Raw genomic sequence first — 24,954 nt, forward strand, 5'->3', positions numbered from 1 at the left:
GGGGGTGGGCCCGGGGTCAGGATGCGTGGCCTTTCGGGCCGGGCTTCGCCTGCTCCTTCTTGACGTGCCAGTCCGGGTGGCCGGGCATCGGCGGCGTACGGGTGTCGTACAGCCAGGCGTGCAGGAAGCCGGAGAGGTCCTGGCCGTGGATGCGGGAGGCCAGCGCCACGAAGTCGGCGGTGCCGGCGACGCCGTCACGGTGCTGCTCGTACCAGGCGCGCTCCAGGCGGTCGAAGTCGGCGGCGCCGATCCGCTCGCGCAGCGCATACAGGACGAGCGCGCTGCCGTCGTAGACCACCGGGCGGAAGATGCCGATCTTCTGGCCCTTCTCCGGCGGCTTGGGGGCCGCCGGGGGCCCGCCGGCCGCCCTCCACTCGTCGGACTCCTGGTAGGCGCGCTTCATGCGGTCCTCCATGGACGCCTTGCCCTTGCTCGCGCGGTCCGCGTAGAGCGCTTCGTACCAGGTGGCGTGCGATTCGTTCAGCCAGAGGTCAGACCAGGTGCGCGGGCTGACGCTGTCGCCGAACCACTGGTGCGTCAGCTCGTGCACCATCAGTGACTCCACGTACCAGGACGGCAGCCGGTCCATGGTGAAGAGGTGCTTCTCGAACAGGGAGAGCGTCTGCGTCTCCAGCTCGAAGCCGGTCGAGGCGTCGGCCAGCAGCACCCCGTAGGTCTCGAAGGGATAGCGGCCCACCCGGCGCTCCAGCCAGGCGATCTGCCCGGGCGTCTTGGCGAGCCAGGGCTCCAGCTTCTTGCGCTCGGCGGCCGGTACGACGTCCCGTACGGGCAGCCCGTGCGGGCCCTGGCGCCGGACGACGGCGGACTTCCCCAGGGAGACCTGGGCCAGCTCGGTGGCCATCGGGTGCAGCGAACGGTACGTCCAGGTGGTGGCCGGGCCGCGGGCGCTGCGCCCGAGGGGCAGGCCGTTCGCGACGGCGGTGATGCCGCGGGGCGCGGTGATCCGGAAGGTGAAGTCGGCCTTGTCGGAGGGGTGGTCGTTGCTGGGAAAAACGCGGTGCGCGGCGTCCGCCTGGTTGGCCATGGCCAGCCCGTCGCCCGTACGGACCCAGCCGCCGTCCTTGCCGCCCTTGGGGTTGCTGGTGTGCCGGACGACGATCCGCATGTCCTGGCCCGGTTCGACGGCGCGTACCGGGGTGACCACCAGGTCCTCGTCGTGCGTGGCGTACCGCGCGGGAAGGCCGTTGACCTGCACGGACCGCACGGAGCCGCGGGCGAAGTCGAGGTTGAAGCGGTCCAGGTGGCCGGTGGCCCGGGCTGTGATCGTGGTGACCGCGTCCAGCGGGGCGTCGTTGCGTCCGGAGTACTTCAGGGCGATGTCGTACGCGCCGACGTCGTAGCCGGGGTTGCCGAGGTGCGGGTAGAGGCGGTCGCCGAGCCCCTGGGGGCCGGGCTCCGGCGCGCCCGCCGCCAGGAGGGCGCCGACGGCCAGCACCGCCGGGACGGCGCGGCGGCAGGCCACGAGGCGGCGCGGTGCGAGGGGGCGCGGCAGGTCCGGCGCCTGGCGGGTGGGGGACGCGGTACGGCGGGACGTAAAGGGCATGCGTTACCGCTACCAGCACGGCCGCCCCCGTGAACGGTGGCACGGCAGGGCAGCACCCGAACGAGCGGTTCCGGCCGCTTCCCGGGCGCGTCGCCGAAGACGTCGGAGACGCGCGCCTCAGAGGTGGACGGGCGCGACCGGGCGGCTGCGGCCCGCGCGCAGGACGTCGAAGACGCCCGGCACCTGGCGCATCGCCCGCATCAGGGAGGGCAGTTCGGCGGCGTCCGGGAGGTGCAGCGTGTACGTGTGCCGTACTCGCTGCTCACGGGGCGGCTCCACGTCGGCGGAGACGACGGCGGCGCCCTGCGCGGCGATGGCTTCGGTGAGGTCGGCCAGCAGCCGGGGCCTGCTGAACGCCTCGGCGAGCAGCGTGACGCGGCAGCCCTGGTCCGGGGCGGCCGAGCGCCGCCAGTGCACCCCTACGGGCGCCCGCCCGGCCGCCGCCATCCGGGCCACGGCCGGACACAGGGCGCGGTGCACGGTCACGATGCCGCCCCGTACGGCGAAGCCGGTGACCTTGTCGGGCGGCACGGGGGTGCAGCAGCCGGCCAGCCGGACCGTCGCGTCGGGGAGATCGGCGACGGCGGGGACGGGCGGGCGGGGGCGCCGCGCTCCGGGGGCCTCATCGGCGTCCACGGGGTCGGCGTTGCCCGCCTCGATGGCGGGGCTCTGCTCCCCGGGCTCTTCAGTGGTTTCCTCGGGGCCCTGGGCCGCGTCGCTCTCGGTGCCGCGCTCCGGGGCCTCCGCGGTCTCGCGGAGCTCGGTGCCGGCGTCCCGTTCCGCGCGTTCCGCGCCCGGGTGGGCGGTGAGCCAGCGGGAGATGGCGAGGCGGGCAGCGGGCGTGCGCGCGTACTCCAGCCACTGCGGGGAGGGGCCCGCCGCGGAGTCCGGGGCCATGAGCAGGTGCAGGCTGTCGCCGTCGCGGAGGATCGTCGAGAGGGTCGCCAGGCGGCCGTTCACACGCGCGCCGATGCAACAGTGCGCCCCGGCTCCATGGAGTGCGTACGCGGCGTCCACGCAGCTCGCGCCCGCCTGCAGCCGGATCGCGCCGCGGTCGCCCGAGGAATCCGCGGCCGTCTCGCGCGCCGTGTCCGCTCCCCCGCCGAAGCCGCCGTCCGCGCGGAAGACCGTGATCTCCCGGTCCTCGGCCAGGTCGTCCCGGAGCGAGGTCCAGAACGTGTCCGGGTCGGGAGCGACCTGCTGCCACTCCAGGAGCCGTGAGAGCCAGCCGGGGCGGGTGGGGTCCACCCGCTCCCCGTCGGGCGCCTCAGCGGCCTCCGACGGGCCGTACGGGCCGCCCTCGGCGGGGACGTGGGGGTCGCCCAGCGCGATCACCCCGGCCTCGGCCACCCGGTGCATCCGGTGGGTGCGGATAAGCGTTTCGGCAATCTCGCCGTGCTCGCTCGTCACGGCGGTGTGCAGCGACTGGTACAGGTTGAACTTGGGCGCCGCGATGAAGTCCTTGAACTCCGAGACGACCGGCGTGAAGCACGTGTGCAGCTCGCCCAGTACGGCGTAACAGTCCGCGTCCTCGGTGACCAGCACCAGCAGCCGCCCCAGATCCGCGCCGGTCAGCTCGCCGCGCCCTATCCGCACCCGGTGCACCGAGACGAAGTGCCGCGGCCGGACGAGGACTTCGGCGTCGATACCCGCGTCGTGCAGAACGGCGCGCATCCGCTCGGCGACGGCCGCGAGCGGGTCGGGGCGCTCGGCGTGCTGCCGTACGAGGGTGCGGGTGGCGGCGTACTCCTCCGGGTGCAGGATCGCGAAGACCAGGTCCTCCAGCTCGGTCTTGAGCGCCTGGACACCGAGGCGTTCGGCGAGCGGGATCAGCACGTCGCGGGTGACCTTGGCGATCCTGGCCTGCTTCTCGGGGCGCATCACACCGAGGGTGCGCATGTTGTGCAGCCGGTCGGCGAGCTTGATCGTCATCACCCGGACGTCGTTGCCCGTGGCCAGCAGCATCTTGCGGAAGGTCTCCGGCTCGGCCGCCGCACCGTAGTCGACCTTCTCCAGCTTGGTGACGCCGTCGACCAGGAAGCGCACCTCCTCGCCGAACTCCGCGCCCACCTGATCGAGCGTCACCTCCGTGTCCTCGACCGTGTCGTGGAGCAGAGAGGCGGTCAACGACGTGGTCTCCGCGCCCAGTTCGGCGAGGATGAGCGTCACGGCGAGGGGGTGCGTGATGTACGGCTCGCCGCTCTTGCGCATCTGCCCCCGGTGCGAGGACTCGGCGAGCGCGTACGCCTTGCTGAGGACCGCCAGGTCGGCGTCCGGGTGGTGGGCGCGGTGGACCTTGGCGACGTGCTCCAGGGCGTCGGGCAGGCCGTCGCGCGGCATGGGGCCCAGCAGCGCCGCGCGGCTGAACCGGCGCAGGCCTCTCAGCTCCAGACGGGGGCGGCCGCGTTTGCGGGCCGGAACCCCTGCCGGGTGAAACTCTGCGGGCGCACCGCTGGGTTCAGTGGCCTCTGCGCTCATGGGGCACCTCCGGCAGCATCGACCGGCGGCCGGACGCGATCAGGCGGTGACGGCGGTGTCCGGGCCGGTGCTTGATGCTACCGAGCCCATCACGCACCGCTCACCGCCTCTCGCCCAGAGTGAAACGGATCACCCATTCGAGCGAATCTTCAGCGGTGCCCCGTGACCCTGCGAGAGGCTTTCCGGGACGACTGCCGAGCCGGCCGGACGCCGGTCTCAGGCGGTGGCCGCGGCCAGCCAGGCGGGGTCGATCGTGCCCTCGGCGACGATCACCGCGGGGCCCGTCATCTCGACCGTGCCGTCCGGCAGCTCGGTGATCACGAGCCGGCCGCCGGGGACGTCGACGGTGTACGCGACGGGGCTGCCCGTGATCGCGGGGTCGTCGCCGTCCCTGCGGGCGGCGGCGACGGCGACCGCGCAGGCGCCCGTGCCGCAGGAGCGGGTCTCGCCGGAGCCGCGCTCGTGGACCCGCATCGCGACGTGGCGCGGGCCGCGGTCGGCGACGAACTCGACGTTGACCCCGTCCGGATAGACGGCGGCGGGGCTGAACGGCGGAGCGCTGAGCAGGTCCCCGGCGTGGTCGAGGTCCTCGACGAAGGCGACGGCGTGCGGATTGCCCATGTTCACGTTGAGCGCGGGCCAGCTGCGGTCGCCGACCGTGACCGTGACCTGCTCCTCGGGGAGCTCGGCGCGGCCCATGGTGACGGTGACCTCGCCCGTCCCGGGGCCCGCGGCGTCCTTGGCGAGGTGCACACGGCGCACGCCCGCCCGGGTGGCGATGGCCAGGTCGCCGGCCTCGACCAGCCCGGCGTGCTCCAGATAACGCGCGAACACCCGGACGCCGTTGCCGCACATCTCGGCGACCGAGCCGTCGCCGTTGCGGTAGTCCATGAACCACTCGGCCTCGTCGGCCATCGCGCGCGCCTCGGGATGCGCCGCGGACCGTACGACGTGCAGCACGCCGTCGCCGCCGATGCCGGCCCGGCGGTCGCAGAGCCGCGCGACCAGCGACGCGGGCAGCTCCAGCCGACCGTCCGGGTCGGGGACGATCACGAAGTCGTTCTCGGTGCCGTGGCCCTTGAGGAAGGCGATGCGCTCGTTGCTCACCCTTGAATCGTACGGGGCACCACCGACAGCGGCCGCATCCGGGCGCGCCGCGTACGGAGGCGGGGCGGGGCGCTCAGCGCAGCCGGGCCACGCGCCAGATCGCGAGGGCCGCGAGCACCAGGACGACCGCGACGTACACGGCCACCACCCGCCAGTCCGTGCGCCGGCCCGAACCGCGGGCCGCCAGGCCCGGCCAGGTGTGGCCGACCCGGCGGGCGGCCATCATGCCCCAGCCGGCCGCGCAGCAGCACAGCAGCAGCCCGAGCATCGCGAACACGGCGCCGCCGTCCCCGCCGAATTCGAACGCCAGCGGAAAGGCGAACATCAGTGAGCCGACGGCGGCCAGCCCCACGATGGGGGCGAGCTGCCACAGGCGGAGGCGGCGCGGCGGCCGCAGCTCCCGGAAGGACGCGGCGTCCTCGGCCGGCCGGTCGTCCTCCGGCTGCGCGTCGGGCCCGTCGGAACCGTCCAGCGCGGTCGCGTCCTCCAGGCCCGCGTCGCCCGCCGGCCCGTCGTCGTCCTGGAAGAGGTCCTCGTCCGGGAGCGGGGCGTCCTCGGCGGGGCGGTCCTCGGCGGCGGCCCTGTCGCCGCGCGGCAGTCCGGTGCCGGCGGCCGGTCCGGCGTCGTCGAGCGCCGGCGTCCGGCCCGGCCCGTGACCGGTCATCGGTTCCCCTCCGGCGCGCTGTTCACGCGGTGCTTCCGGCTGGTGCGCTCTGCTGCGAGGGCGGGCCTCCATCGCCAAAGCCCTCCCAGTTCCAGACGCCACGGCTCGGTCGATGGTCGATAATGACACGCCCTCAGGGGGCCCGATGACGGCCGGAGCGTCCCGATGCCAGGACGTGATCAGGCTGTGACCGGTCGTTCGAGCAACGCCAGCGCGCGCTCCGGAAGTTCCTCCCGGACCTCGGCGGCACCGCTGAGCCAGTGGACCCGAGGGTCCCGCCGGAACCACGAGTCCTGGCGGCGCGCGAAGCGCTTGGTGGCGCGCACGGTCTCGGCCCGCGCCTCGTCCTCGGTGCACTCCCCCGCGAGGTACGCCAGCACCTGCTGGTACCCGAGCGCGCGGGACGCCGTACGCCCTTCGCGCAGGCCCTGCGCCTCCAGCGCGCGTACCTCCGCCACGAGCCCCGCCTCCCACATGCGGTCCACTCGTACGGTGATCCGCTCGTCCAGTTCGGGGCGGGCCACGTCGACGCCGATCTGCACGGTGCCGGCGTAGACCTCGCGCTGGTCACCGGGGCCGGGCAGATTCGCCGTGAAGGGGCGCCCGGTGATCTCGATGACCTCCAGGGCGCGGACGATGCGGCGCCCGTTGCTCGGCAGGATCGCGCGCGCCGCCTCGGGGTCGGCGGCCGCCAGCCGGGCGTGCAGCACGCCGCTGCCCTCCTGCTCCAGCTCGGCCTCCAGCCGGGCGCGCACCTCGGGGTCGGTCCCGGGGAACTCCAGGTTGTCCAGCGCGCCGCGCACGTAGAGGCCGGAGCCGCCCACCAGGACGGCGGTGCGCCCCCGGTCGAGCAGCCGGTCGATCTCGGCGCGGGCCAGCCGCTGGTACTCCGCGACGCTCGCCGCCTGGGTCACGTCCCAGATGTCCAGGAGGTGGTGCGGTACGCCGCCCCGCTCCTCCTGGGCGAGCTTGGCGGTACCGATGTCCATGCCCCGGTACAGCTGCATGGAGTCGGCGTTGACGACCTCGCCGCCGAAGCGCTGGGCGAGGGCGACGCCCAGATCGGACTTGCCGGCCGCGGTGGGGCCGACAACGGCGATGACCCGCGGTGCGGGAACTGCGTTGTTCACCGCGCCAGTCTGTCAAACCGCGCGGGCGGTTTCGAACGAGGCACCGTACGGCCCGCTCTCAGAAGGACCCCTCGCCGCGCGAACACAGGCGGGGTTTGGCCCGCAAGAGTAGGGTAAAGCCCAGGTATGGGCGTTTTTGAACCATGCGTCCTCCGACCAAGGAAGGTGGCTCATGGGCCTGCTGGACAATCTCAAGGCCAAGGCCGGCCTCCTCAAGGGCAAGGCCGGTGACCTCGCACATCAGCACGGGGACAAGATCGATCAGGGCTTGGACAAGGCCGGGAGGGCGGCCGACTCCAGGACGAAGGGCAAGTACAGCGGCCAGATCGGCACCGGCACGACCAAGGCGAAGGAAGCGCTGCGCCGGATGTCGGAGAACCAGGGCAAGCACACCCGCGGCACGGACGGCGGGACCGCCGAGGGGCCGGGCGAGGAGAGGCGGCCGGGCGACCCGATGTGAGGCGGCCGGGGCCCGCAGACCGATGGCCGGGGATCCGAGTGGTCCCCGGCCATCGCCGTCCGCAGGTGCGGCGCTGTGCGGCCCGTGGCGGGCCGGTCAGGACCAGGCGGCCACGAAGTACCCGACCCCGTACGGCGCCTCCTCGTGAAGCAGCTCGCCGCCCAGCCCGGCCCCTTCCGCGGCCCCGGCCAGGACCTGCCAGCAGGCGCGGCCCGAGACCTTGAGCGACTGCGCGGGCTCCTCGTCCAGCGCCCCGAGTGCGGCGGCGTCCGCGCCGCCCAGCATGCGGGCGAGCTCCGCGTCGAACGCCTCGGCGCGCTCGTCGTAGTAGCCGGGCGCCTTGACCGTACGGCAGGCGCTGCCGTCGCCCATGACCAGCAGTGCCACGCGCTCGGCCGACGCCGCGAGCTGGCGTCCGGCGCCCAGGCACTTCTCCGGTTCGAGCGGCTCGCCCACCCCGAGGGCGGTCACGGGAACGCCGCTCCAGTCCGCGCGCTCCAGGAGCCACGCTCCGATGGACAAGGAGGGCGGCAGCCGCCTGCCCTCCGCGGCGCCTTCGCCGTCCGGTGCGCCGAGTCGTACGGAGAGGTCCACGCCGAATCCGGCGAAGGATCCCGGGGCCCCCTCCTTGAACGCCCCGCGGCCTTCGGGCTCGGCGGGGCCGACGACGACCAGCCGGTCGGCCCGCGCGGCCGCGAGCACGCCGACCGCGTCCGTACAGGCGGCCCGCAGGCCGTCCAGTTCGTACGCGGCGCCGCCGGCGACCTCGGGGACGAGCAGCGGCGGACAGGGACACAAAGCAGCAGCTACGAGCATGTTCCGCAGCGTATCCCCGCCGCCGTGGGGGGTCCGTCCGCGGCCCCGTACCCGGGACACGTGGCCGGGGCGGGAACGGGGCCGGGAGGGGCGCTCAGGAGGTCGGGCAGCAGCCGCCCGCGGGCTCGGCCGGAGCGGGCGCGGGGGCTCCGACCGTCGGCAGGCCGAGCATGACCCCGGCGGGCTGCGCCGGAGCGGCGTTGCGGCGCTCCCAGGCGTCGCCCGAGCGGGTCCGGCGGACCGCGACGGCCTCGCCCTCGGCGAGCAGGTGGTGCGGGGCCGCGTACGTGATCTCGACCGTCACCATGTCGCCGGGGCGCACCTCGGTGGCCGGCTTGGTGAAGTGCACGAGGCGGTTGTCGGGCGCGCGCCCCGAGAGGCGGTGCGTGGCGCCGTCCTTGCGGCCCTCGCCCTCGGCGACCATGACCTCGACGGTGCGGCCGACCTGCTTCTTGTTCTCCGCCCAGGAGATCTCCTCCTGGAGGGCGACCAGCCGCTCGTAGCGGGCCTGGACGACCTCCTTGGGGATCTGTCCCTCCATGGTCGCGGCCGGGGTGCCGGGGCGCTTGGAGTACTGGAAGGTGAACGCCTGCGCGAAGCGGGACTCGCGCACGGTGTGCAGCGTCTGTTCGAAGTCCTCCTCGGTCTCGCCGGGGAAGCCCACGATGATGTCGGTGGAGATGGCCGCGTCCGGCATGGCCGCGCGGACCTTCTCGATGATCCCGAGGAAGCGCTCCTGGCGGTAGGAGCGGCGCATGGCCTTCAGGACGGTGTCCGAGCCGGACTGCAGCGGCATGTGGAGCTGCGGCATGACGTTCGGCGTCTCGGCCATGGCGGCGATCACGTCGTCGGTGAAGTCGCGGGGGTGCGGGGAGGTGAAGCGGACCCGCTCCAGGCCCTCGATCTTCCCGCAGGCGCGCAGCAGCTTGGAGAACGCCTCACGGTCGCCGATGTCGGAGCCGTAGGCGTTGACGTTCTGGCCGAGCAGGGTGATCTCGGAGACGCCCTCGGAGACCAGGGTCTCGATCTCGGCGAGGATGTCGCCGGGCCGGCGGTCCTTCTCCTTGCCGCGCAGCGCAGGGACGATGCAGAAGGTGCAGGTGTTGTTGCAGCCGACGGAGATGGAGACCCAGGCCGCGTACGCGCTCTCGCGGCGGGTGGGCAGCGTGGAGGGGAACGCCTCCAGCGACTCGGCGATCTCGACCTGGGCCTCTTCCTGGACGCGGGCGCGCTCCAGGAGGACCGGCAGCTTGCCGATGTTGTGCGTACCGAAGACGACGTCCACCCAGGGCGCCTTCTTGACGATGGTGTCGCGGTCCTTCTGTGCCAGACAGCCGCCGACGGCGATCTGCATACCGGGCCGCGCGGTCTTCTTCGGGGCGAGCTGGCCGAGATTGCCGTAGAGCTTGTTGTCGGCGTTCTCGCGCACCGCGCAGGTGTTGAAGACGACGACGTCCGCACCGTCGGCGCCCTCGGGCGCTGGCACGTACCCGGCGTCCTCCAGCAGGCCGGCCAGCCGCTCGGAGTCATGGACGTTCATCTGGCACCCGTGGGTGCGCACCTCGTATGTCTTCGCACTCATCTCAATCGACCAGGGTACGTGTTCCCGAAGGCCGTCCGCCCCCTCCGGGGGCATCCCGGAGGGGGCGGACGGACAGGGGGCGGGTTCAGCGGGTCAGGGGCGCGGGGCGGGCTTCAGCTCGATGTCGTGGTGGACGTCGCCCCGGGAGGGGTCCACCGCCACGAAGCGGGCTGTCGGGGCGTGCGCCGAGCCGGAGGCGATCACGGTGTAGCCGCCGGGCTCCAGGCCCGTGATGCGGTACCGGCCGCCGGTCGCCCGGACGCCCGCGCGGCGCTTGCCGCGGTCGCTGACGACCGTGATCCACGCCTCGCAGCCGCCGGGGTGTTCCGGGCAGTGCAGGGAACCGCTGACGGTGCACGTGCCGGCCGAGGAGGCCGTACGGGCGCCGGAGGGCGCCGTACGTCCGCGGGGCGCGGCAGCGGGCGCCTGAGCGGCCTTGGCGGGCTGCTGCGGGGCTGCTGCGCCCGCCGTGGCGCCGGTGGCCACCGGGACCTGCTTCGCGCCCGGCTCACCCTCGTGCCGGGTGTGCGCGAGCCAGGCGGCCAGGGCCGCCTGCGTGCGGCGGACCAGCGTGGCGGCGGCGTGCCGCGCGGCCGCGCCGGCCCTCGTCGCCGAGGCGGACTCGGTGGCCGGCTCCGGCTCGGGGGACGCGGTCGTGACGGTCAGGCCGCGGTCCTCGGCGTAACCGGCCAGCGCCTCGTCCAGCGCGGCCAGCTCCCGCAGCGCCAGGTGGAGGCGGTCGGCGCGGGGCCCGGCCGGTGCGCGCAGCACGTCCTCCAGCTCCCGGATGAGCGGGCTGACGCGTACCCAGGTGCCGCTGGGCTCCCCCGTGGCGAAGCGCCGGTCGAGGGCGTGCAGGGACTCCACGAAGGTGGCGGTGATCCGCTCGACGCGCCGGCCCAGCTCCGGGGCGAGGTCGATGTCGATGTCCGCGGCGGCGGCGAGGGAGCGGGCGTGTCCGGTGGCGGCGGTGAGCAGCGCGAGGCGGTTCTCGGCGCCGCGGCCGCGGACGCCCATCGGCATCCGGACCAGCGGCCGGGCCACGCCGCGCACCTGGTACAGCGCCGCGTCCACACCACGGGCCGCGCCGCGCAGCCGTACCGGGGCGGCGGGGTCCTGCCAGCGCTCGGCAACCTGGGACAGCAGGTGTTCCAGCGCGGAGACGTAGCCGCGCTCGGCCTCCTGGGCGATCTTGCGGCTGGAGACCGGGAAGATCAGCGCGGCGCAGGCGGTGGCGATGACGATGCCGAGCCCGTTGTCGAGCAGGCGCTCGCTGAGCAGCTTCTCCATGCCCGTGTACGGGGTGGACAGGCCGTAGAGCTGGACCAGGGCCGTGACCAGGCCGGCGACCCAGTAGGCGTACTGGCGCTGCATGCCCCAGGAGCCGATGGCCAGTCCGGCCACGATGACGACGAGCGTCCAATAGATGTGCCCGGGACCGATCAGGCGAAGCAGTACGACACCGACGACGGCGCCGACGATGGTGCCCGCCATACGGTGGCCGAGCTTGCGCAGCCTCTCGTGGGTGGTGTTGGTACCGAACAGCGTGATCATCACGCCGACCAGGCCCCAGTAGAAGCGCTGCGGGTTGATGGCGTCGGTGATGGGGCACACGATGGCGGCGGCGAGCCCGGCGTGCACGGGGGCGCGCAGGTACGGGACCACCCGCCGCCAGCCCTTCTCGCTCTGTGCGGCGATGACCCGGCGGGCGACCGCTCCGGTACCGGCCGGGCGGTTCTGCTCCAGCGCGACGGTGGGCTGGAAGGGCACCTTGGCGCGGGCGCTGGGCGCGTTCCAGCCGAGGTCGAGCCAGTGGGCGAGGGAGTCGGCGAGCGTGTCCAGGAGGTGGCCGACCCGGCGGGCCAGCGCGGCGGCCTCGGCCTCTTCGGAGCCCGCGTCGGCGGCCTCCAGTACGGCGTTGGCCTGCTGCTGGATGAGCTGGGCGGCGGGGCGCAGCGCGTCGGCGCGGCCGAGCGGGGTGTCCCGGGTGATGACCAGGCCGACGACCATGGCCTCCCGGAGATGCGCCGGCGCCTGGAGGCGGGTGAGCTGCTGGACGCACTGGCCGATGCCCTTCAGGGCCAGCTCGGCGTCGAACAGGTGGCGGTGGAGGAGCTCGGCGGTGTCGGGGTCGGCGGCGACCTCGGGCTGGGCGAGGCGGCCGTCGATGGTGACGGTCGTGACGTTCAGACGGCGCAGGCTGCGCCGCATCCGCTTGACGGCGACCTCGTGGTCGGCGTCGGGGTCCAGCGCGTCGGTGGCGGCGTCGGCGACCCGGCGGGCCTCGACGACGAAGGCACGCTGCGTACGGAGCAGGTCCTCGCGCGGCATCGGGTAGCACAGCGCGAGGCGGGTGAGCAGGATGGCGACGGCGGAGACCAGGGCGACGAGGAACATCTCGCCGCAGAGGTTCAGCGGGACGTTCGCCATCATGCCGACCATGAAGGCGTTGAAGAGCAGCATGCCGGCCAGCAGCGCGAGGGTGCCGAACCGGGCGAGGAAGAACGTCACCGCGAGCGCGGCCACCATGATGGTGAGTTCGAGCGCGCGGTACTGGTGCAGCCAGGCGGCGAGCGGCAGCGCGGCGGAGAACGGGAACGGCATCCACACGATGGCCTTGGTCAACCGCTGCCAGGTGTTCTCGGCGATGGCGAACGCGCTCATCAGGCCCATCATGCCGCCGGCCATCATGCCCAGCATGGCGGGCAGGCCGAGCGCCACGGACATCCCGTAACCGGTCGCGAGCCCGGTGATCATGGCGACCAGCGTCCGCCACCCGGCCTGCAGCTGGCCGAGTCCGGGGTCGGCGGCGAGCACCCAGTCCCACCAGCGTCTCGGCCCGCCGACGCGCCGGGGTGCCACGGCGCTGTCGCGGGCCGGATCGCGGCCGGTACGGCCGTCGGTGATGTCCGGGGTTTCGGTGGCTGGCGTGGTCAACTGACCTCCGGTTCGATGGCATGCAGGACGGTCGTTACGGCATCCCGGGCGGCGCCCACGGCGCGCTCCGGTTCGTCGACGTTCGAGCGCAGCCCTTCGAGGAGCGCCGCGGCCATCCGCTGCCGCGCGCGCTCCAGCAGCTCCCGGCCGGCGGGCGTCAGCGAGGTCTCGATGCAGCGCCGGTCGTGGGCGCTGCGCTCGCGCTGGACGAGTCCGCGCTCCTCCAGCTCCTGCAGGACCACGGTGACCCGGGGCTGCGCGATGCCGGTGCGCGCGGCGAGTCCGGTGACCCGCAGGGGGCCGCCCTCCAGGGCGTCCAGGAGCGAGACGTGCGTACGCGGCAGGCCGAATTCACCGAGCCGGAAAAGTGCCTGGGAGAGCCTGCCGATGCCCCGGAGGAGCCCGCGAGCGGCGTTCTCGATGCGCTGTTCGTCGGACGTCGACGATGAATGCATACAGCAATTATATAACAGAGATATGCATCCGCGTCACGGGGTGCTGCCGCACGGCACGGGGTGCTGCGCACCGCACCAGGGACGGTCGCCGTCGGCCCCTCCCTATCGGGGGCCGCGGCTGGCAGGATTCCGGCCATGGTCCACAGCCTTCCCCGGCCCGGCGGCCGCCGGGCGCTGCAGATGGCGGTCGCGGCGGCGGCCGTCGCCGGCCTGCTGCTGTGGTGCCTGCTGCCGGGCGGGCCGCAGGCACCGGGCGGGCGGGTGACGCTGGCCACGGGGGTGCCCACCGGGGTGTACGCGCGCTACGGGGAGCTGCTGAAGCAGGACCTCGCGCACGACCTCCCGGATCTCGACGTCACGCTGTCCCGCAGCGAGGGCTCCGTCGACAACATCCGCAAACTCGTCTCGGGGCGCGCCGAGTTCACCATCGCGGCGGCCGACGCAGTCGCCACGTACCAGGTCGCCGGCGGGCGGGGCGCGACCGGGCTGCGCGCGTGCGCGCGGCTCTACGACGACTACATGCAGCTGGTCGTCCCCAAGGGCTCCAAGGTCCGCTCGACGCGCGACCTGAAGGGGCTGCGGGTCGGGGTCGGCGCCGACGGCTCCGGAGTACAGCTGATCACCCGCCGGCTGATGCGCGCGGCGAAGCTGGACTTCGACCGGGACATCCACGCGGAGCGGGTCGGCATCGACACGATGCCGCGGCTGCTGGAGAGCGGAAAGCTCGACGCGTTCTTCTGGTCCGGCGGGCTGCCCACCACGGCCGTGAAGCGGCTGGCCGACCGCTTCCCCGTACGGCTGGTGCAACTCGGCGACCTGATCGAGCCGCTGCACGCGCAGGGCAGGGCCAGCCGCTACTACCGGGCGGCGGTGATGCCGGCGGACGCGTATCCGCAGGCGCAGGACGACCGGGCCGTGAAGACCATCGCGGTGGCGAACCTGCTGGTGACCACCGACCGCGAGGACCCCGACCTGACCCGGGCCATGACGCGGACGGTGATAGACAGCCGCGACCGCATCGGCCGCGAGGTGCACGACGCCCAGAAGGTCGACCTGCGCACCGCCGTCTTCACCGACCCACTGCCGCTGCACGAAGGAGCCCGGCGGTACTACGTCTCGGCGAAGCCGTAAGGCTCCGCCCGGTCAAGGCTTGCCCAGCTCCTTCGAGGGCGCGCCCCCGCCGTCCGACAGGAACTCCCAGACGGTGATCAGGGCGACGATCTGCGCGACCACATACGCCACCTGTATGGAGAAATAGCGCATTTGATACACGGACAGCAGGAGTGAGTAGCGGCTGTTCCAGTAGCGCCGCTCGCCCTTGAAAGTGTCGAGGTCCACCGCGGCGCCGGTGAGCGTGAGCACGAGCAGGGCGCAGACGAGGTACAGCACCAGATTTCCCTGCCCCTGGTCGAGCAGCTGGTTTCCCACGGCGTCCACACCGCCCGGCAAGGCGTAGGCCAGCGCAATCGGCAGCGCCTTCGCCGGGCCCCGGCGGCCGGGCAGGAGCCGCCAGAGGGTCCCGAGGGCAAATCCCAGACAGCCCCAGACCACCTCCCAGTACACAGCGCTCACGACCAGGTTCGGCAGGCCGAACCCCCAGTACAGCGTCCTGGTCCAGGCCTCGCCGCTCACGCTGTCGACCCACACCAGGAAACCGCTCGCCGGGATGCCCAGGACGGCGGCGAACGAGGCGGTCCGTACGCCATTGGCCCACCATGTGTCCCGCGGGCCCCAGGCCAGCGCGACGTCCACCACGCTGATCTTCGGGGGCAGCCGGTCCGTCTTCCCGGACGGTGTACGCAGTCGGTGCAGCCCCTTCAGGTCGCGCTCGAAGCCGCGTCTGGTGTGCGCTCCGTCGTCGGACTGCCCCTGGTCCAGCCGCCGCAGCTTGGCGTGTATCTCGCGGTGCCTGCGGGAGTCGTCCATCAGACGGGTGCGCCCCGCTTCGGTGACGGCCTCCGCGAGCGGAGTGCCCGAGGCTTCGAGGCGCTGACAGAGCACCGCACGGCTGCGGCCCGCCTCCAGGAGCAGATGCAGGGCCACGGCATTCAGTGCGATCCACAGCGGTGACAGCACGGCGTCGTAGGCGAAGACCCCCAGGAAGAGCCCAGCACCGGCGGCGAAGAGCAGCAGCACCAGCCGGTACTCCACGCCTTCGGGACCGCGCGCCGGGGCACCGGAGCGCAGCGCGCGGGCACGCAGCACACCGAGGAGGCCGATCAGGGTGAGGAGCAGGGCCCAACCGAACAGCCAGTCCTGGGCGTAGTCGGCGAACCACGCCAGGTTGTCGCCGAGGAAGTCGGCGTGCCGCACCCCGTATCGCGGATCGCTGTGGTCGCTCGGCCACGAGGTGCGGCGCCACTGCCGCTCGGAGGTCCACACATAGCAGCCGACGGCCACGAGGGCGGTGACGGCGGCCCAGGGGGCCACGGTGCGGAGCCTGGGGCGCGGCCGGGACGGCACGTACAGGCCGCCGTCCGCCGCGAGCCTCCTGGCCGCCGCGAAGCCCCCGAGGACTGCGGTGAACACGCAGGCCCCGCCGGCGATCCCGGCGGGGAGCAGTGCCTCCCAACTGCCCGGCGTCCACACACCCAACGCGTACGGCAGGGCGCCGGCCGCGGCGATGCCGGCGGCGTGGACGAACGGCGCCGGTACCCGGCCGAAAGCCAGCAGCAGCCAGCCGAGCGCCAGGCACGTCAGCATCCCGCTCATGGTCCGCAGGCTGAACCAGTCGAGACCGGGGCGGTACTCCTGCAGTGTCTGGAAGACGATCTCGTCCCCATGGATGACCAGGACCACCACGGCCGCGAGCACGCTCCACTGCAGCAGCGTGCGGCTCGCCGCGGCTTCGTCCCCGGCCGGTGGCGCGTGCCGACGCGCGGCCCGGGCCAAGTACAGGGCGAGCACCGCGATGAGCAACTCGTGCAGGAGGTAGCCGGAGCGGTCCAGGTTGCTGAACGGCAGCTTGTTGGCCTGCGCGGACCACGAGCGCACCCAGTCCGGAGCCAGCCGGACGGACACCTCGGGCACCGGCTTCTTCGCACTCGGCTCCCATATGAGGGCCGTGCTGTCCTTTCCCTTGGTGATGCGGGGCGAGACCTGCAGGGCGCCCGGCTCGCCGGGGTCCACCTCGATCCGCCGCCAGTGCGCCTTCTTCAGGGCAGCGGGCGGGTCGAGGCGGACGCGCCAGCGCGCGTGCCCCACCTCGATGCGCCAGGGCCCCGGCTCGAAGCTGCTCCGGTCGTCGATCCAGGTGTATGCGTCGAAGACGACCCGCACGCCGTCCTTGACCGGAACGGCCTCGGGGCTGTCCGGCGGCCGCCATTCGTTCACCTGGTTGATCTGCCGCCCGTCGCCGGGGCGCAGGAGACAGCGCATCGCGGCGCGGTAGGCGTCGCTGTCCTCGCTGAGCAGCAGGTCGCGGGCGCGCGGCCAGCTCAGCGGGACACGCACGGTCAGCCGGCTGGTCACCCTGGTCTGTTCGCGGCCGCCGTGCGTCATCCGCAGGGAAGCCGTGACGTCGGCCTTGGTGAGCGAGCCGGCCGCGCAGCCATCCTTAGGCGCCGCGTACGCCGGCTCCGGGAGGAGAACCGCACACAACAACGCTAAGAAAACCGCCACTTTGATGCCCATCAAGTCCCCCACTCCACGGCAACCCCACCATTGTCGCGGGTACCACTGACAAGATCAGGGCGTCGGCGGCATTCCCTCGTGCGGCCGGTCGCGCGGGACCGTGACGGTGACGCACAGGCCGCGTGGCGCGTTCGGGGCGTAGGCGATCTCCGCGCCGCCCGCGGCGAGCATGGCGCGGGTGATGGACAGGCCCAGGCCGGATCCGGAGACGTTCTGATGGCGGCCGCTGCGCCAGAAGCGGTCGCCGATCCGTTCCAGTTCCTCGTCCGTGAGCCCGGGGCCGTGGTCGGCGACGGTGATCCGGACCCGCTCGCCCTCGGGGGCCGCGGCGACCGTGACCTCCTCGCCGGCCGGGGTGAACTTCAGGGCGTTGTCGACGACCGCGTCCAGGGCGCTGGAGAGCGCCACCGGGTCCGCCCAGCCCGTGACCGCGCCGTGCCCGTCGTACCGCAGCGTCACGCCCTTGTCGTCGGCCAGCGGGCGCCAGGCGTCGGCCCGCTCGGCAGCCAGCGCGGCGACATCGGTGAGCTGCAGGTCGGCGGGGACGTGCTCGGCCAGCGCCAGGTCCAGCAGGCCGTCCAGGACCCGTGCCAGGCGCTTGCCCTCCGTACGAACGGAGGCGATCTCCTCGTTCCCCTCGGGGAGTTCGAGCGCGAGCAGTTCGATACGGAGGAGGAGGGCGGAGAGCGGATTGCGGAGCTGGTGGGAGGCGTCGGCGACGAAGGCGCGCTGCTGCTCCAGCACGTCCTCGACGTTGTCCGCCATCTCGTTGAACGACCGGGCCAGCCTGCGGAGTTCCGGCGGCCCGGAACCGGCGACCACCCGGGACTTCATCCGCCCGGTGGCGATGTCGTGGGTGGCCGCGTCCAGCGTCCGTACGGGCAGCAGCACCCACCCCGTGAGCCGGAACGCGGCCCCGACCGCGACCAGCATGGCCAGCGCCTCCCCCGCCACCAGCCACAGCCAGCCGTGCAGGATCCGCGAACGCAGCTGCTCCGTGGGCGAGTCGGTGAAGACCACCGCGACGACATCGCCGTCCCGGATGACCGGCGAGGCGACCGGCAGCCGGCGGTCGTCCCAGGGCCACGCCTGGTGCGGGTCGTGGCTGCGCCGCCCGGCGAGCGCCTCGTCGAAAGCCTGCCGCCCCTCCCCCGTACTCGGTACCCGCCAGTGCGCGGGCGCGGCGGCCATGGGGGTGCGATCGCGGTAGAAGACACCGGCACGGATGCCGTAGAGATCGTGGTACCGCTGGAGCTCCGTACGGAGCGTGCTCAGCCGTTCGTCCTCGGCGGAGGCCCGGCCGTCGACGCCGGGCCGGGCGGTGACGAACTGCGCCAGTGAGGCGAAGCGCGCCGCGTCGTCGATCCGGTCCACCACCACCCGCTGCTGCTCACCCGCCGCCTGGCTGCCGGCCAGCGGAAAGCCGAGCGCGAGCAGCACACCGGCCAGCAGGACGATGAGGAGCGGGAGGAGGCGGGTGCGCACGGTGCCGGACGACCGTCAGGAGGCCGGGGGCGCGGGGGCGGGCGCCACGAGCCGGTAACCGACGCCGCGCACCGTCTCGATCAGCGCGGGCATCCGCAGCTTGGAACGGAGCGAGGCGATGTGCACCTCCAGAGTGCGCCCGGTGCCCTCCCAGCTCGTCCGCCACACCTCGCTGATGATCTGCTCCCTGCGGAAGACCACCCCGGGGCGCTGCGCAAGAAGGGCGAGCAGGTCGAACTCCTTACGGGTCAGCGGGACCGCGCCCCCGTTGACCGAGACCTGGCGGGTGGCCAGTTCGATCGTGACGGCACCGATGCGCAGCAGGTGCTCGCCGCCCGCCTCCTCGGCCGCCTGCTCCCCGGGGCCGTGCACGTTTTTGCGCCGGCTGACCGCGTGGATACGGGCCAGCAGCTCCCCGGTGTCGTACGGCTTGACCACGTAGTCGTCGGCGCCGAGGTTCAGGCCGTGGATGCGCGAGCGGACGTCGGAGCGCGCGGTCACCATGATCACCGGGGTGCTCGTGAGCTTCCGTATCCGGCCGCAGACCTCGAATCCGTCCTGGTCGGGCAGGCCCAGGTCGAGCAGTACCACCGCGAACGGCTCCGCCGCGTCCGGTACGAGCGCGTGCAGCGCCTCCTCGCCGCTGCGGGCGTGCACCACTTCAAAACCGTGCTTGGCGAGCACCGCGGACAGCGCCGCGGCGACGTGGTTGTCGTCCTCCACCAGCAGCAGCCGCATCGGCCCTCCCCCTCTCACCGGCTCGCGTCGCAGGCCATCAGGGCATCTACCGCGATCGGCGGCGGACCCGTCAAGGGGCAGCCGGTCCAGTACGGACATCTGTTACCCAGCCGGTACCGGCCCGTACGGAACGGACCGTTGCCCTCCGCAAACCGGTCGCCGGGCGCGTCCACGCACCCCGCGCCCCGTTCACCCAGAGTGTCCCTTTGCAGCCGGATCGTTATGCTCAATTTCCGCTCAGATGTACTGACGCTGATCGCGGTGCGTCACTACTGTCCTCTCAACCGAGGAGGACGGAGCTACCCGCCGATGAGCGAAGTATCGGTGACCAAGGACCCCGGGGGCCCCGCCCCGGCGTTGGACGAGCTGGTCGTGCTGACAGGGGTCAACAAGCATTTCGGCGCGCTGCACGTGCTCCAGGACATCGACCTGACGATCAGGCGCGGCGAGGTCGTCGTGGTGATCGGCCCGTCCGGGTCCGGCAAGTCGACGCTGTGCCGCACGATCAACCGCCTGGAGACCGTCGACTCCGGAAGCATCACCATCGACGGCAAGCCGCTGCCCCAGGAGGGCCGGGAGCTGGCGCGGCTGCGGGCCGACGTCGGCATGGTCTTCCAGTCCTTCAACCTCTTCGCGCACAAGACGGTCCTGGAGAACGTGACGCTGGGCCAGCTGAAGGTCCGCAAGGCGGACAAGAAGGCGGCCGAGCAGAAGGCCCGCGCGCTGCTGGACCGGGTCGGCGTGGGCACCCAGGCGGACAAGTACCCGGCCCAGCTCTCCGGCGGCCAGCAGCAGCGCGTGGCGATCGCCAGGGCGCTGGCGATGGACCCGAAGGTGATGCTCTTCGACGAGCCCACCTCGGCACTGGACCCGGAGATGATCAACGAGGTGCTGGAGGTCATGCAGCAGCTCGCCCGGGACGGCATGACCATGGTCGTCGTCACGCACGAGATGGGTTTCGCGCGCTCGGCGGCGAACCGCGTCGTCTTCATGGCGGACGGCCGGATCGTCGAAGAGGCCGAGCCGACGCAGTTCTTCGACAACCCGCGCAGCGACCGCGCCAAGGACTTCCTTTCCAAGATCCTGCACCACTGAGCCCGCAGTGGCCCCCGATGACTGCCCACACCCGCTGAACCGAAGGAACTTCACCATGAGGATGCGTAAGACGGCCACTGCGGCCACTGTGGTGCTCGCGCTGGCCGCGACGGCGACGGCGTGCGGCGGCGAGTCCGGCACGGCCGGCGACAAGCCCAAGGGCGAGAAGGTCTTCAGCGGGACGTACAAGGTCGCGAAGGACGTCAAGGTCGACTCCCCGACGCTGAAGAAGGCCCAGCAGCGCGGCAAGATCATCGTGGGTGCCAAGGCGGACCAGCCGTTCCTGGGCTTCCAGGACTCCAACGGCAAGCGCACGGGCTTCGACATCGAGATCGCCAAGATGATCGCCGCCGACCTCGGCTTCTCCGCCAAGCAGATCGAGTTCAAGACGGTCGACTCCAACGTCCGCGAGACCTCGATCTCCAAGGGCCAGGTCGACTACTACGTCGGCACGTACACGATCAACGACGAGCGCAAGAAGCAGGTCGGCTTCGCGGGCCCGTACTACACCGCGGGCGCTGACCTGCTGGTGCGCAAGGACGAGAAGAAGATCACCGGGCCGGACTCCGTCAAGGGCAAGAAGGTCTGCTCGATCGTCGGCTCCACGCCGCTCCAGGAGATCAAGAAGCCCAAGTACGGGGCCGACACCACGGAGCTCTCCAAGTACTCCCTCTGCGTCAAGCAGCTGCTGGACGGGCAGGTCGACGCGGTCACCACGGACGACGCGATCCTGAAGGGGTACGCCGCGGAGCGTCCCACCAAGCTGAAGCTCGTGGGCAAGCCGTTCACCGAGGAGCCCTACGGCGTCGGCATGAACAAGGACGACAAGGCGCTGCGCGACGCGGTCTCCGACGCGATCGAGGCGCACATCAAGAACGGCGACTACCAGAAGGCGTACGAAGGCACGCTGGGCAAGTCCGGCTCGCCGTACAAGGCGCCGAAGACGCCGCTGCCCCGCTACTGACCGCACCGCTCACCACCGGCCCGAGCCGGCCGCGCCCCGTACGCCCGCCGCGGCGGGCGTACGGGGCGCGCTGCCTCGTGAACGTCCCTGTACGGGGCCGGCGTCCCGCGCCCGTCCGCCGCCACCTTCTCACCGCCACCGCGGAGACCCCATGAACGTACTCCTCGATCATCTCCCGCAGTTCCGCGAAGGCTTCCTGGGGACCCTCGCGCTCACCGCGGCCAGCGGGGCACTCGCTCTTGTCCTGGGCATCCTCATAGCCGGCTTCCGCGTCTCCCCCGTACCGCCGCTGCGCGCCTTCGGCACCGGCTGGGTCACGCTGCTGCGCAACACGCCGCTCACACTGCTGTTCCTCGTCGCGTTCTTCATCGTCCCGCAGATCTTCTTCCCCGGCACGAGCCCGTTCGTGCTGGCCACGCTCGCGCTCGGCTTCTACACCTCCTCGTTCGTCTGCGAGGCGGTGCGATCCGGCATCAACACCGTGCCGCTCGGTCAGGCGGAGGGCGCCCGCAGCATCGGAATGACCTTCTTCCAGACCCTGCGCATGATCATCCTGCCGCAGGCCACCCGCACCGTGATCCCGCCGCTGAGCAGCATCTTCATCGCGCTCACCAAGAACTCCGCGATCGCGGGCGCCTTCAGCAACACCGAGCTGTTCAACGTCTCCAAGCTGCTGAGCGACAAGGGCTTCGCCATCGGCTGGATCTTCCTGTGGATCGCGCTGGCCTACCTGATCATCACCTTCACCATCAGCGGCCTCTTCCGGCTGCTGGAGCGCCGCCTGGAGGTGGCCCGATGAACGCGCTCAGCGAGAACACCCTCACGAAGTGCCCGTCGCCCGAGCGCACGGCCGAGCGAAGCAAGGCGGAAGCATGAGCAGCAGTGTCCTCTACGACGCACCTGGTCCGAAGGCCCGCGTACGCAACCGGGTCTACTCGGTCGTCGGCGCGCTCGCCGTGCTCGCCCTCATCGTGTTCGCCATCATGCGGCTGGCCGCCAAAGGCCAGCTGGCACCGGAGATGTGGGACATCTTCAATTACGCCGGGGTGCGCACCACGATCCGCGACGGCGTCCTGACGACGCTCCAGGTCTTCGCGGTGGCCGCGGTGCTGTCGCTGGTCCTCGGCGTCCTGCTGGCCGTGGGCCGGCTCTCGGACCACAAGCCGGTGCGCTGGCTGACCACGGGCTTCATCGAGCTGTTCCGTGCCGTCCCGCTGCTGATCACGATCTACGTGCTGTGGGTGCTCTTCCTCAGCTACAAGACCGAGTTGGGCTTCACCGGTGAGGGAACGCAGTTCTGGGCGCTGGTCATCGGCCTGACCGTCTACAACGGCTCCGTCCAGGCGGAGGTGCTGCGCGCGGGCATCAACTCCGTGCCCAAGGGACAGAGCGAGGCCGCGTACGCGATCGGCATGAGCAAGACGCAGGTCATGACGTCGGTTCTCATCCCGCAGGCAGTCCGCGCGATGCTCCCGACCATCATCAGCCAGCTCGTGGTGACCCTCAAGGACACCTCTCTCGGCTATGTCATCACCTACCAGGAGCTGCTGTACGCGATCCAGCAGCTGGCCGGCAACACGGTCGTCAACGACGAGAACCCGTACGTGCCGATGATCATCGTCGGCGGTGCGATCTACGTGGCGATGTGTCTGCTGCTCTCCGCGCTCGCCAACTGGATCGAGCGTCGCGGCCGCCGCGCCAAGACGGGCATCGCGGTCGCCGGGGCGGGCCAGCCGCTGGCCGCGGGCGACGCCATGGACGCCATCGACGGGGCGACCACCAGCGGGCCGGCCGGCAAGTAGCAACGCCGTACGCGGACGCATCCCCGCACCCGCCGGACCGATCCCTCGCAGCCTTCCTGGACAGGGATCGACCGAAGCACGGACGAACATGGTTGAGGCAGCGGCCGATGCGCCGCTGCCTCTGTCACTTGACGGGGCACGCCCGCACTGGGTTGCATACGCTGTGTGATCGCGCACCGGGCCTCAACTGCCAGTCCACGTACGTCCCGTAAGAACCTGCGGCTGAGCCCCGGTCAGGTCGGCTCGAGCCGCACGGTGCGCGCTGCCGCCAGACGCCGGACGGACCTCGCGGCGGAACCACCGGTGCCGTCCGGCGGGCCCGCGAGAACACCTGCCGGGCGCCGGACCGCCCGCCGCGGTGCCGCTGTCGCCCCCGACAACCTCCGCTTCCGGGGAGCGTCGTGGACCCGGTGATCGTGGCCGGGGCCGGCCCGGTCGGCCTCTCCCTCGCCGTTGCCCTCGCCCGGCTCGGCATCCCCGTCGTCGTACTGGACGAGACCGACGGCCGCGAAGAGGTCCGGCTCGCCCGTACCGCCGTGCTCCGCCCCGACACCGCCGCCTTCCTCGCCCGCCTGGGCTGCGCCGAGACGCTGGGCGCCGAGGGCACCCGCTGGACGGCCTGGCGCACGATGCAGCGCCGGCGGCTGCTGGACCGGACGGAATTCGCGGGGACGGGGACGGGGGCGGGGACGGCCACCGGCACAGGGGTCGTGGCCGTCAGGGCGGAGGAGGCTGCCTGGACGGAAGGGGTCGTCAGGGCGGAAGGGGCTGCCCGGACGGAAGGGGCCGGAGAAGACGGCTACGCTGCCGACGGTGCCGGTGCCGGTGCCGGTGACGGCCTGGGCGAAGGGCCGGACCGGGGCTCTCGCGGGGGGCCGTCGGCCGCTCACGGAAGGCCGCTCACGGCGCGCGCGCTGACCGGCGCGGCGCACGACGACGGCATGCACGCCTTCCTGTCGCCCATACACGTGCCCCAACACGCCCTCGCCCGCGCCCTCCGCACCGTCCTCGACCACGAACCGCTCGTACAGGTCGTCACCGACAGCCGCGTCGACGAGCTGACCCAGGACCGCGACGGCGTCGGCGTCCACACTCGTGGCCCCAATGGCACATGGTGGCGCGGGAGTTACGTCATCGGCTGCGACGGCCCGCGGTCGACCGTACGCAAGCTGCTGGACATCCGTTTCCCCGGCCGTACCGCCGTCGAACGGCACGCCGTCGCCGCCCTGCGTACCGAACTCCCCTGGCCCGGCGAGGCCTTGCTGCACCGCGCGCCCCCGCGCGGCGGCGCCGCCGGAGCGGGCCGGGCCGGGATCATCGGCGGGCCGGCCGGCGAGGTGACGGCCCGCCCCCTTCCGGACGGCGTCTGGCGGCTGGACTGGCTGCTGCCGCCGGGCCGCGACCTGGTCACCCCGGACGCACTCGTGGCACGCATCCGGGACACGCTGGGGGGCTGGGCGGCCGGTACGGATACGGGCCGCCGGGTCGAAAGGGGCGGAGCCGGCGCGGGAGGAGTGGGCGCGGGCGGAGCCCTCGTGGGCGAGGCCGGTGCCGGAGCGGACGAGGGGACGGGTCCGGGCGGTCGTCGGGACGACGGTGGGGGCGGCCACGGGGGCGGCTCGCTCGTCCCTCCGTACGAACTGCTCGACACCGGGGTCCACGCCGTCCACCACCGGCTCGCGCGGCGCTGGCGCTCCGGGCGGGCGTTCCTCGCCGGGGACGCCGCGCACCTGCTCGGCGCGCTGGGCACACAGGGCCTGGACGAGGGGCTGCGGGACGCCGAGAACCTCGCCTGGAAGCTCGCGCTCGCCTGGCACCACGGCGCCTCGGACACGCTGCTGGACAGCTACCAGGCGGAGCGCAGGAACGCCGTCGCCGCCCGCCTGCGCGCCGCGGACCAGGCATTGCCGTTGCTGCGCGACGGCGGGGCCCGGGGGCGGCTGCGGGGTGTGGTCACGGCGGCCGGGCGCGGGCGGACGTCGCTGCTGACGGACGGGCACCTGGGGCGGGGGCCGCTGGGCGCGCCTCCGGTGTACGACCGGTC

General features: G+C 72.7%; 19 protein-coding genes. 7 read left to right on the plus strand and 12 right to left on the minus strand.

What is annotated here, in order from left to right; genetic code table 11:
- Positions 1-16: 16 nt before the first annotated feature.
- From ABT381_RS08715 to miaA, 5 genes are all read right to left on the minus strand, one after another.
- Positions 17-1,564, minus strand: a complete 1,548-nt coding sequence (locus ABT381_RS08715; RefSeq protein WP_351589835.1) for a M1 family metallopeptidase — start codon at positions 1,562-1,564, stop codon at positions 17-19.
- Positions 1,565-1,681: 117 nt separating this feature from the next.
- Positions 1,682-4,042 (minus strand): RelA/SpoT family protein, encoded by a 2,361-nt coding sequence (locus ABT381_RS08720; RefSeq protein ID WP_351589838.1) that lies wholly within the window; start codon positions 4,040-4,042, stop codon positions 1,682-1,684.
- Between the two features lie 216 nt (positions 4,043-4,258).
- The gene (gene dapF / locus ABT381_RS08725) at positions 4,259-5,149 is read right to left on the minus strand and encodes a diaminopimelate epimerase (protein WP_351589841.1); all 891 of its coding nucleotides are present in this window, start codon (positions 5,147-5,149) and stop codon (positions 4,259-4,261) included.
- A gap of 73 nt (positions 5,150-5,222) precedes the next feature.
- Positions 5,223-5,813: a hypothetical protein gene (locus ABT381_RS08730; RefSeq protein ID WP_351589843.1), complete on the minus strand. Its 591-nt coding sequence runs from the start codon at positions 5,811-5,813 to the stop codon at positions 5,223-5,225.
- 179 nt (positions 5,814-5,992) lie between these two features.
- Positions 5,993-6,943, minus strand: coding sequence for a tRNA (adenosine(37)-N6)-dimethylallyltransferase MiaA (gene miaA, locus ABT381_RS08735; protein WP_351589846.1), 951 nt, complete (start codon positions 6,941-6,943; stop codon positions 5,993-5,995).
- Positions 6,944-7,115: 172 nt separating this feature from the next.
- On the opposite strand from miaA, the gene ABT381_RS08740 reads away from it, so the two are divergent.
- Complete coding sequence (locus tag ABT381_RS08740) at positions 7,116-7,403, plus strand: antitoxin (protein WP_351589849.1); 288 nt, start codon at positions 7,116-7,118, stop codon at positions 7,401-7,403.
- A gap of 96 nt (positions 7,404-7,499) precedes the next feature.
- On the opposite strand, the gene ABT381_RS08745 is transcribed toward ABT381_RS08740, so the two are convergent.
- The 4 genes from ABT381_RS08745 to ABT381_RS08760 form a co-directional block, all read right to left on the minus strand.
- Entirely contained in the window at positions 7,500-8,219 is a 720-nt protein-coding gene (locus ABT381_RS08745) for a class III extradiol dioxygenase subunit B-like domain-containing protein (RefSeq protein ID WP_351589852.1), read from the minus strand.
- A 94-nt stretch (positions 8,220-8,313) separates the two neighbouring features.
- Entirely contained in the window at positions 8,314-9,801 is a 1,488-nt protein-coding gene (gene miaB / locus ABT381_RS08750) for a tRNA (N6-isopentenyl adenosine(37)-C2)-methylthiotransferase MiaB (RefSeq protein ID WP_351589855.1), read from the minus strand.
- 93 nt (positions 9,802-9,894) lie between these two features.
- Positions 9,895-12,738 (minus strand): FUSC family protein, encoded by a 2,844-nt coding sequence (locus ABT381_RS08755; RefSeq protein WP_351589858.1) that lies wholly within the window; start codon positions 12,736-12,738, stop codon positions 9,895-9,897.
- Positions 12,735-13,193: a MarR family winged helix-turn-helix transcriptional regulator gene (locus ABT381_RS08760; protein WP_351589861.1), complete on the minus strand. Its 459-nt coding sequence runs from the start codon at positions 13,191-13,193 to the stop codon at positions 12,735-12,737. The genes ABT381_RS08755 and ABT381_RS08760 overlap by 4 nt, the downstream gene beginning before the upstream one ends.
- Positions 13,194-13,328: 135 nt before the next feature.
- Here ABT381_RS08760 and ABT381_RS08765 point away from each other — a divergent pair, with 135 nt between their 5' ends.
- Entirely contained in the window at positions 13,329-14,324 is a 996-nt protein-coding gene (locus ABT381_RS08765) for a TAXI family TRAP transporter solute-binding subunit (RefSeq protein ID WP_351589864.1), read from the plus strand.
- Positions 14,325-14,336: 12 nt separating this feature from the next.
- Here ABT381_RS08765 and ABT381_RS08770 read toward each other — a convergent pair whose 3' ends face one another.
- The 3 genes from ABT381_RS08770 to ABT381_RS08780 form a co-directional block, all read right to left on the minus strand.
- Positions 14,337-16,793 (minus strand): DUF6185 family protein, encoded by a 2,457-nt coding sequence (locus ABT381_RS08770; protein ID WP_351589867.1) that lies wholly within the window; start codon positions 16,791-16,793, stop codon positions 14,337-14,339.
- Positions 16,794-16,880: 87 nt separating this feature from the next.
- Positions 16,881-18,311 carry a HAMP domain-containing sensor histidine kinase gene (locus ABT381_RS08775; RefSeq protein ID WP_351589870.1) on the minus strand — a complete coding sequence of 477 codons (1,431 nt, stop codon included), beginning with the start codon at positions 18,309-18,311 and terminating at the stop codon, positions 16,881-16,883.
- Positions 18,312-18,326: 15 nt separating this feature from the next.
- Positions 18,327-19,049 (minus strand): response regulator transcription factor, encoded by a 723-nt coding sequence (locus tag ABT381_RS08780; RefSeq protein ID WP_351589873.1) that lies wholly within the window; start codon positions 19,047-19,049, stop codon positions 18,327-18,329.
- A 309-nt stretch (positions 19,050-19,358) separates the two neighbouring features.
- Between ABT381_RS08780 and ABT381_RS08785 the strand changes: the two genes are divergently transcribed.
- The 5 genes from ABT381_RS08785 to ABT381_RS08805 form a co-directional block, all read left to right on the plus strand.
- Positions 19,359-20,144, plus strand: a complete 786-nt coding sequence (locus ABT381_RS08785) for an amino acid ABC transporter ATP-binding protein (RefSeq protein WP_351589875.1) — start codon at positions 19,359-19,361, stop codon at positions 20,142-20,144.
- A gap of 55 nt (positions 20,145-20,199) precedes the next feature.
- Entirely contained in the window at positions 20,200-21,108 is a 909-nt protein-coding gene (locus tag ABT381_RS08790) for a glutamate ABC transporter substrate-binding protein (protein WP_351589877.1), read from the plus strand.
- Positions 21,109-21,259: 151 nt separating this feature from the next.
- Complete coding sequence (locus tag ABT381_RS08795) at positions 21,260-21,907, plus strand: amino acid ABC transporter permease (protein ID WP_351589879.1); 648 nt, start codon at positions 21,260-21,262, stop codon at positions 21,905-21,907.
- A gap of 73 nt (positions 21,908-21,980) precedes the next feature.
- Positions 21,981-22,910 (plus strand): amino acid ABC transporter permease, encoded by a 930-nt coding sequence (locus tag ABT381_RS08800; protein ID WP_351589882.1) that lies wholly within the window; start codon positions 21,981-21,983, stop codon positions 22,908-22,910.
- A 401-nt stretch (positions 22,911-23,311) separates the two neighbouring features.
- The coding region (locus tag ABT381_RS08805; protein ID WP_351589885.1) for an FAD-dependent monooxygenase at positions 23,312-24,954 on the plus strand (1,643 nt) is incomplete at its 3' end.

The sequence above is a fragment of the Streptomyces sp. NPDC000151 genome, from assembly GCF_040301705.1.
Taxonomy (GTDB): Bacteria; Actinomycetota; Actinomycetes; order Streptomycetales; family Streptomycetaceae; genus Streptomyces.